Origin of the sequence: Muriicola sp., from assembly GCF_049669965.1 — a bacterium.
In the GTDB taxonomy this organism is placed as follows: Bacteria; Bacteroidota; Bacteroidia; order Flavobacteriales; family Flavobacteriaceae; genus Muriicola.
Genome location: NZ_JBATLB010000278.1, coordinates 1 through 5522 on the forward strand (window position 1 = coordinate 1; position 5522 = coordinate 5522).

Annotated in this window: 4 protein-coding genes; all 4 read left to right on the forward strand. The window is 43.5% G+C overall.

The features are described from left to right. Window positions 1–201: 201 nt before the first annotated feature. On the forward strand, window positions 202–2307 hold the full coding sequence (recG, locus tag WBM49_RS13655) for an ATP-dependent DNA helicase RecG (protein ID WP_424372599.1): 2106 nt from the start codon (window positions 202–204) through the stop codon (window positions 2305–2307). Window positions 2308–2423: 116 nt separating this feature from the next. Beyond that, window positions 2424–3839: a 3-isopropylmalate dehydratase large subunit gene (leuC, locus tag WBM49_RS13660; RefSeq protein WP_424372600.1), complete on the forward strand. Its 1416-nt coding sequence runs from the start codon at window positions 2424–2426 to the stop codon at window positions 3837–3839. Between the two features lie 13 nt (window positions 3840–3852). Further along, the gene (gene leuD / locus WBM49_RS13665) at window positions 3853–4449 is read left to right on the forward strand and encodes a 3-isopropylmalate dehydratase small subunit (protein WP_424372601.1); all 597 of its coding nucleotides are present in this window, start codon (window positions 3853–3855) and stop codon (window positions 4447–4449) included. Window positions 4450–4516: 67 nt separating this feature from the next. Continuing rightward, window positions 4517–5522, forward strand: a 1006-nt coding sequence (locus WBM49_RS13670) for a 2-isopropylmalate synthase (RefSeq protein WP_424372602.1), incomplete at its 3' end; no start/stop codon positions are given.

The following is a 5522-nucleotide window of genomic DNA, read 5'->3' on the forward strand; positions in this document are numbered from 1 at the left end:
AGTCTTTTTTTTTGGGTAGATCTTCAGATCAATTTGTCCATGAAGAAAGTCAACTGCCGGTTGTGGTTGACCATACAGAATGCCACAATTCACTAAAAATAACGTCAGAAGAAAAAGTTTCCACATACGGAGATGATTCATGGTTCAAATTTAATATTTTGATCTGTTGCAGTTCAATAGAGTAACCGTTAATTTAGACGAATGAATCCCAATCTCTTACAGACCCCCATCACTTACTTAAAAGGAGTTGGGCCAAACCGTGCCCAGGTATTACAGTCGGAGTTGGGGATACAGACCTATGAAGATCTTTTGAGCCATTATCCCAATAGATATATTGACAAGACCAAATACTACAAGATCAATGAATTGGAACGCAATTCTGCCGAGGTTCAGTTAATAGGTAAGATCATTCATCTCAAAACCGTAGAGCAAAAAAGAGGAAAGCGACTTGTGGCCACTTTTGCCGATGAGACGGGCGAAATGGAACTGGTTTGGTTTCGTGGTCAAAAATGGATCAAAGAACAACTTAAGATCAACGTGCCTTATGTGATCTTTGGGAGAACTAACTGGTTCAACGATTCGTTTTCGATGCCACACCCGGAAATGGATCTTCTTACAGATCATGAACAGGGACTTAGAATTACCATGCAGCCCATCTATCCATCTACAGAAAAGTTAAGTAATAAAGGGATCTCCAACAGAGTGCAAAGCAATCTGGTAAAACAGCTTTTTGCCGAAGCAAATGCGAGCTTTCCGGAGACCCTTTCAGATCAGGTCCTGGATGATCTTAAACTTCTCTCAAGAACGGAGGCCTTATTCAATATACACTTCCCAAGGGATCAACATTTACTGGCCAGGGCACAATTCCGATTGAAATTTGAAGAACTCTTTTTTATTCAGTTGCAGCTTATTTCCAAAAAGATACTTCGAAAACAGAAAATAAAAGGTTTTCCATTTTCTGAAGTGGGAGAACATTTTAACACGTTTTACCATCACCATCTACCTTTTGAGTTAACAGCTGCTCAGCAAAAGGTGATCAAGGAAATAAGGGCAGATCTTGGAAGTAATGCACAGATGAATCGTTTATTGCAAGGCGATGTGGGCTCTGGCAAAACTATAGTGGCACTTATGAGCATGCTCCTTGCCTTAGACAACGGCTTTCAGTCTGCCTTAGTGGCCCCCACTGAGATACTTGCCAATCAGCATTTCAATAACCTTCAGGAGATCCTGGGGAGTATGGAAATACGAATAGCACTGCTAACGGGTTCCGTAAAAAAATCGGATCGGAAAGTAATTCACGAACAATTGGAAAATGGCGAACTTCATATCCTTGTAGGAACCCATGCGGTGCTTGAACACAAGGTGCAATTCCGGAATCTGGGACTGGCGATCATAGATGAACAGCACCGTTTTGGGGTGGCACAACGGTCTAAACTATGGCATAAGAATGATATTCCACCTCATATTCTGGTAATGACCGCCACCCCTATTCCCCGCACCCTTGCCATGAGTTTATACGGGGATTTAGACATATCGGTTATAGATGAACTTCCCCCAGGCAGAAAACCCGTAAAAACAGTACACAGATTTGATGCTAACCGACTCAAGGTATTTCGCTTTCTCAAAGATGAGATCCTAAAAGGCAGGCAGGTCTATGTGGTCTATCCTTTAATACAGGAATCCCAGGCCCTGGATTACAAAGATCTGATGGATGGCTATGAGAGTATGGTACGCGAATTTCCCATGCCTCAATACCAGATCTCCATTGTGCATGGGCAAATGAAATCCGAGGATAAGGAATATGAAATGGCCAGATTTGTCAAAGGAGAAACCCAGATCATGGTGGCCACTACGGTCATAGAAGTAGGGGTAAATATCCCAAATGCCACGGTGATGATCATTGAAAGTGCCGAGCGTTTCGGGCTGTCACAGTTACATCAGCTTCGCGGCCGTGTAGGACGCGGAGGCGATCAAAGTTATTGCATCCTAATGACGGGACAAAAGCTTTCCTCAGAGGCCAAGACCAGGCTAGAGACCATGGTAAGGTCTAATGACGGTTTCGAAATAGCCGAAGTTGATCTTAAACTACGAGGTCCGGGCGATCTTATGGGAACCCAGCAAAGCGGACTCCTTCAACTTAAAATCGCAGACATTGTAAAAGACAATGACATCCTTAAAACTGCAAGATATTTTGCCATTCAAATACTCAATGAAGATCCTCAATTGGCCCAAGAAAAAAACAAGACATTACGGAACTCTTATGCCCAATTAGTAAAGCATAAAAACATTTGGAACTACATTAGTTAGCCCAAAAACCACACTGGCTTATCCCGGAAGCTGGTTTGAACGTCGTAATTTTAGCTCAGCCCGATTTCAATTCCAATCCCTAATTTTTAGCTTTGTGCGTTTAGAAAACGCTATTTATGAGTTCAAAGAAAACACTATTTGATAAGGTATGGGATGCCCATGTAGTAAGGAAAATTGAGAATGGGCCCGATGTTCTTTTTATTGACCGCCACTTAGTTCATGAGGTTACAAGCCCCGTAGCTTTCCTTGGGTTAAAGAACAGGAAAAGCAAAGTGCTCTATCCCAATAGGACTTTTGCAACAGCTGACCATAATACACCCACCCGAAATCAACATTTGCCCGTGAAGGACCCTTTGTCTGCCAACCAATTAAAGGCCCTGGAGGAGAACGCTGCGGCAAACGGAGTTCCTTATTGGGGATTGGGCCATGAAAAAAATGGCATCGTGCACGTCATAGGACCAGAAAATGGAATCACCCTACCGGGTGCCACCATAGTATGTGGCGACTCCCATACGTCTACCCATGGAGCATTTGGAGCCATTGCTTTTGGCATTGGGACCTCTGAGGTAGAAATGGTATTGTCAACACAGTGTATCATGCAGCCGAAGGCTAAAAAGATGAGGATCACCATTGATGGTTCCTTAAACAGAGCAGTTACCCCAAAGGATGTAGCTTTATATATCATTTCTCAATTAACTACCTCTGGCGCCACCGGATATTTTGTGGAATATGCCGGCGAGGTCTTCCGAAACATGTCTATGGAAGGAAGAATGACCGTCTGTAATTTGAGTATTGAGATGGGTGCCCGAGGTGGGATGATAGCCCCTGATGATAAAACGTTTGCCTATGTCAAAGGCAGAGAATATACCCCAAAGGGTGCAGCCTGGGATAAAGCCATGGAATACTGGCAATCCCTAAAGACAGACGATGATGCCGTTTTTGATAAAGAAGTGCGTTTTGATGGTAGCACCATTGAGCCCATGATCACCTATGGGACCAATCCAGGGATGGGTATTGGAATTTCCCTTGGGATCCCAACAGCAGAATCTTTGGAAGGTGGGGTAGCAACCTATAAAAAATCATTGGAATACATGAACTTTCATGAGGGAGATGCCATGTTAGGAAAGAAAATAGATTTTGTCTTCCTGGGAAGTTGTACCAATGGCAGAATTGAAGATTTTCGCGCTTTTGCGGAAATAGTTAAAGGCCGTAAAAAAGCCGATCATGTAACTGCCTGGTTGGTGCCCGGTTCACACAGGGTTGAAGAAGCTATAAAAAAGGAAGGGATCCTAGACATTTTACAAGACGCAGGATTTGAATTAAGAGAGCCTGGTTGTTCGGCCTGCCTTGCCATGAATGATGATAAGATTCCGGCAGGAAAATATGCGGTAAGCACTTCTAACAGGAATTTTGAAGGCAGACAAGGACCCGGTTCAAGAACACTATTGGCCAGTCCGTTGGTGGCAGCAGCAGCAGCGATAACAGGGAAGGTAACAGACCCCAGAGAACTGTTACAATTAGAAACAGCATAATTTCCATACGATAATGGCATACGATAAATTCAATATCATTACTAGTACAGCAGTTCCCCTGCCAATAGAAAACGTAGATACGGATCAGATCATCCCTGCGCGTTTTCTCAAGGCAACCGAGCGCAGTGGATTTGGTGATAACCTATTTAGAGATTGGCGCTATCATCCCGATAATTCCCCCAAGGAGCACTTTGTCCTGAACAACCCAATTTACAGCGGTAAGATCCTGGTAGGTGGGAAGAACTTTGGTTCTGGGTCTTCCAGAGAACATGCAGCCTGGGCCATTTATGATTATGGCTTCCGATGCGTGGTTTCGAGCTTCTTTGCCGATATTTTCAGGAACAATTGCCTGAATATTGGGGTGCTTCCGGTTCAAGTAAGTGCAGATTTTCTACAAAAGATCTTTGAGGCGATCGAGGCGAGTCCTAAAGCTGAATTCACCATAGATCTTCCGGCACAAACTATGACTATCAATGCTACGGGGGCAAAAGAAACCTTCGATATCAATCATTATAAAAAAGACAATATGCTCAATGGCTATGACGACATTGACTATTTGTTAAGCATGAAAAGTGAAATTGAAGATTTCGCTAAAAACATGCCTCTGTAAAACCATCGCCATGCCAGATACAGCATCGCCTCCTTCACAGAAGGAAGAACATTTATCATCTACAAAGATGACAGCACCAAAAAGGACCATAGAGATCATGGACACTACCTTACGAGATGGGGAGCAAACCTCAGGGGTGTCTTTTTCCGCTTCGGAAAAATTGACCATGGCCAAGCTACTGTTAGATGAATTAAAGGTCGATAGAATTGAGATTGCTTCGGCCAGGGTTTCTGAAGGCGAATTTCAATCGGTAAAACAGATCTTGGAATGGGCGTACACCAAAGGGTATGAAAACAGGATTGAGGTACTAACCTTTGTAGACAAAGGCCTGTCAATTCAATGGATGAAAGAGACGGGTGCCAAAGTGCAGAATCTTTTAACCAAAGGATCGCTCAATCACCTTACCCACCAGCTTAAGAAGTCGCCCCAGGAGCATTTTACTGAAATTGCCGCCATCATCGAGGAGGCTACAAAAGCTGAAATTATTACGAATGTCTACCTCGAAGACTGGAGTAATGGGATGCGGAATTCTCCGGATTATGTGTATCAGTTCCTCGATTTTTTAGCTTCTCAGCCTGTAAAACGCATATTACTTCCGGACACCCTGGGAGTATTAACCCCCAGAGAGACCGCCCACTATTTGGAAAGTATTATTGCTCGCTATCCGGAAATCCATTTCGATTTTCATGGACATAACGACTATGATCTGAGTGTAGCCAATGCCATGGAAGCATTGAAGGCAGGGTGTCACGGACTTCATTTAACGGTGAACGGAATGGGCGAACGTGCAGGGAATGCACCCTTGGCCAGCGTTGTGGCTGTAATTAATGACTTTATGCCTCAATTAAAGATCAATGTTGAGGAATCCTCCTTGTTTAAAGTAAGTAAGTTGGTTTCGGCATTTACGGGCTTTGGGATTCCTGCGAATAAACCAATTGTAGGCGACAATGTTTTTACACAAACTGCTGGTATACATGCAGATGGAGATAATAAAAATAACCTATACTTCAATGATTTAATGCCTGAGCGTTTTGGCAGAAAGCGAAAATACGCACTGGGGAAGACATCGGGCA

Excerpts from the sequence above, each read along its gene's own strand:
- leuD (WP_424372601.1), top strand. The coding sequence starts at position 3,853 with ATGGCATACGATAAATTCAATATCATTACTAGTACAGCAGTTCCCCTG.
- leuC (WP_424372600.1), top strand. The coding sequence starts at position 2,424 with ATGAGTTCAAAGAAAACACTATTTGATAAGGTATGGGATGCCCATGTA.
- recG (WP_424372599.1), top strand. The coding sequence starts at position 202 with ATGAATCCCAATCTCTTACAGACCCCCATCACTTACTTAAAAGGAGTT.